Annotated in this window: 3 protein-coding genes and 1 pseudogene; all 4 read left to right on the top strand. The window is 69.0% G+C overall.

Translation table 11 applies throughout. From position 1 onward, the window contains the following. Positions 1-834 (top strand): annotated as a pseudogene (gene manB, locus Y706_RS26930) (phosphomannomutase/phosphoglucomutase); the annotation flags it as partial. 2 nt (positions 835-836) lie between these two features. Further along, positions 837-1,322 (top strand): hypothetical protein, encoded by a 486-nt coding sequence (locus tag Y706_RS0120985; protein ID WP_028278122.1) that lies wholly within the window; start codon positions 837-839, stop codon positions 1,320-1,322. 20 nt (positions 1,323-1,342) lie between these two features. After that, complete coding sequence (locus Y706_RS0120980; protein WP_028278121.1) at positions 1,343-1,792, top strand: RrF2 family transcriptional regulator; 450 nt, start codon at positions 1,343-1,345, stop codon at positions 1,790-1,792. A 256-nt stretch (positions 1,793-2,048) separates the two neighbouring features. Continuing rightward, on the top strand, positions 2,049-2,781 hold a 733-nt coding region (locus Y706_RS27600), incomplete at its 3' end, for a DNRLRE domain-containing protein (RefSeq protein WP_216699161.1).

The following is a 2,781-nucleotide window of genomic DNA, read 5'->3' as shown; positions in this document are numbered from 1 at the left end:
ACCACCCCCGCCGTGCTTGGCGATGCCCTGCTGCCCAAGCTTCCGCTGGAGATCGTGCCGCTGTACTTCGAGCTCGACGGATCCTTCCCGAACCACCCGGCCAACCCGCTGGAGCCGGAAAACCTGCGCGACCTGCAGGCCGCCGTCGTCGAACACGGCGCGGACATCGGCCTGGCCTTCGACGGCGACGCCGACCGCTGCTTCGTGATCGACGAGAAGGGCGAGCCTGTCTCGCCGTCGGCCATCACCGGCATGGTGGCCCGCCGCGAGATCGCCCGCGCCCAGGGCCTCGGTGAAGACACGCCCACCGTCATCCACAACCTGCTGACCTCCCGCGCGGTTCCCGAACTCGTCGAACGCCACGGCGGCCGACCCGTCCGCACCCGCGTGGGGCACTCCTTCATCAAGGCCGTCATGGCCGCGGAAGGGGCCATCTTCGGCGGGGAACACTCGGCCCACTTCTACTTCCGCGACTTCTGGAATGCGGACACCGGCATGCTGGCCGCCATGCACGTCCTCGCCGCCCTGGGCGAACAGGAGGGCCCGCTCTCCGAACTCGGCCGCGAATACGAGCCGTACCGGTCATCCGGTGAGATCAACTCGGAAATCGAGGACAAGGCCGCCGCGGTCGAGCGGGTCCGCGAGGACTTCCACAACGAGGACGTCGAGGTCGACTACCTCGACGGCAGCACCTTCATCGCCACCGACGGCAGCTACTGGTTCAACCTGCGCCCGTCCAACACCGAACCGTTCCTGCGCCTCAACGTTGAAGCCACGGACGCCGCCACCATGGAACGCGTCCGCGACCGCGTCCTGGCGCTGGTCCGGGGCTAGCGGTGGCAGTACACCCGGAAGAATCCGCCAACACCGGATCCTGGCGCGAGTCCGTGCCGGACGCCAGCGCCACGGACCTGGAGAACCTGCTCGGCACCGGCGTCGGTGCCGCGCAGGAGCAGCTGGAACGCAACGGCGGCTTCCTGCCCTTCGCCCTGGTGGTGCAAAACGACGGCGAAGTCCGGCTGGTGGCAGTCACACCCGCGGACGCGAGCGACGGATCGGACGCCGACTTCGACGCGGACGCCATGATCCGGGACCTCCACGAGTTGCTCCGGCAGCACCGGGAGGAGTTCCGGGCCGCCGCCGTCGTCTGCGACATTACGCTGCTCGAGGAAGACTCGGACGCCATCCACGTCGCGGCAGAGCACCAGGACGGCTCCCTGTTCGCCGCCGTGCTGCCCTACGCCGCGAACGCCGGGACGCACGAACTCGAGTTCGGCCAGCTGGCCGCCGATACCAACGAGCCCGCCGTCTGGGTGGACTAGACCGCCCTTAGGCTGGGGATATGAAGATCAATGCGTTCGCCGATGTGAGCCTTCGCGCTTTGCTGGTGCTCGCGGCCGTTCCGGACGGCGGGCTCCTGACCACCCAGAGCATCGCCGACGCCGTCGGCACGCCGTACAACCACGTCAGCAAGGCGATGGCGAAGCTGCGCGCATTGGGCCTGATCGACGTCGAACGCGGCCGCAACGGCGGATCCCGGCTGAGCAGCGCGGGCCGGACCGCAACGGTCGGCCAGCTGCTGCGGCAACTCGACACCCGCCTGGACCCGGCCGACTGCGTCGCCACGGGCGGGACGTGCCCGCTCATCACCGAATGCCGGCTCCGGGCCGCGCTGGCCCGGGCCCGCGAAGCCTTCTATGGCGAACTCGACGGGATCGTGATCGCGTCGCTGCCGACCTCACGGCAGATGGCGCCCGTCTTTGCGGCGATCGGGCTGCGCCCGGGGCTTTGATGTACGCCCCGCTGGCGCTCCGCCGCGGCCCCGATGACTGAAGGTGAAGAAGTCCGGGATTACCCTCCTACTCGGTCCACGGCACCGCATCCCAAGTAGGGCTACGCATTGACACCGGACCGGCGTCAGATGACAAAGTACCCCCAAGGATGTCACTACCGCCGGGGCGCCTCTTTTCGTCCGGCCACCCGAAAGGCCACTGATGAAGAGAATTCGCAGGCTTGCATCCGTCGGTGCCGGTGCACTCCTTCTCTCGATGGTGACCGTCCCAGCGGCCCACGCGGCGCCGACGGTGGTGGCGGTAGGGCCGGTTGCGGACACCTACACCTCGTCCTCAGCACCCACCACCGATTTCGGCACCAGCGGCTCGCTCGCGGTCTACGGCTCACCGGACGCCACGGCAGTCCTGCGGTTCGAGCTCCCGGCAGCCCCGGCCGGACAGGCGCTCACCAGTGCAAGCCTGCGCATACGCACCACCAGCCTGGCCTCCGCAGGCTCCGCCAACACGCTCGTCCTCCGCGCGGCAGCGGACTCCTGGTCCGAAACCGGCACGTTCTACGCCAACCGCCCCGCGGTCTCCGGGCCCACGCTCGGATCCCTGCCCGGCGGCACCGTGCCCAACACCACCTATGACATCACCCTGGACACCAGCCTCATGACCGGCTGGACCGGGTCCAGGACCCTGGCCCTGAGCGGCACGGGCTCAGACAGCTCCTGGTTCTGGTCACGACAGGCCTCCGCCTCACTGCGCCCCGTCCTCAACCTCACCTACACGGATACCGCCCCTTCCGACACCACCGCGCCCACCGCGCCGGGGTCCTTGTCGGCATCCGTAGCGGGAACTGCCGTCGCGCTGTCCTGGACAGCATCAACCGACAACACCGGCGTCACCGGCTACACCGTCCACCGCTCCACCACGGCAGGCTTCACCCCCGCCACCACCAGCAGGATCGCCGACACCACCGGGCTCAGCTACACCGACACCAACC

Source organism: Arthrobacter sp. I3, from assembly GCF_000520575.1.
Lineage (GTDB): Bacteria > Actinomycetota > Actinomycetes > Actinomycetales > Micrococcaceae > Arthrobacter > Arthrobacter humicola_A.
This window is presented reverse-complemented; position numbering and strand designations above follow the sequence as displayed.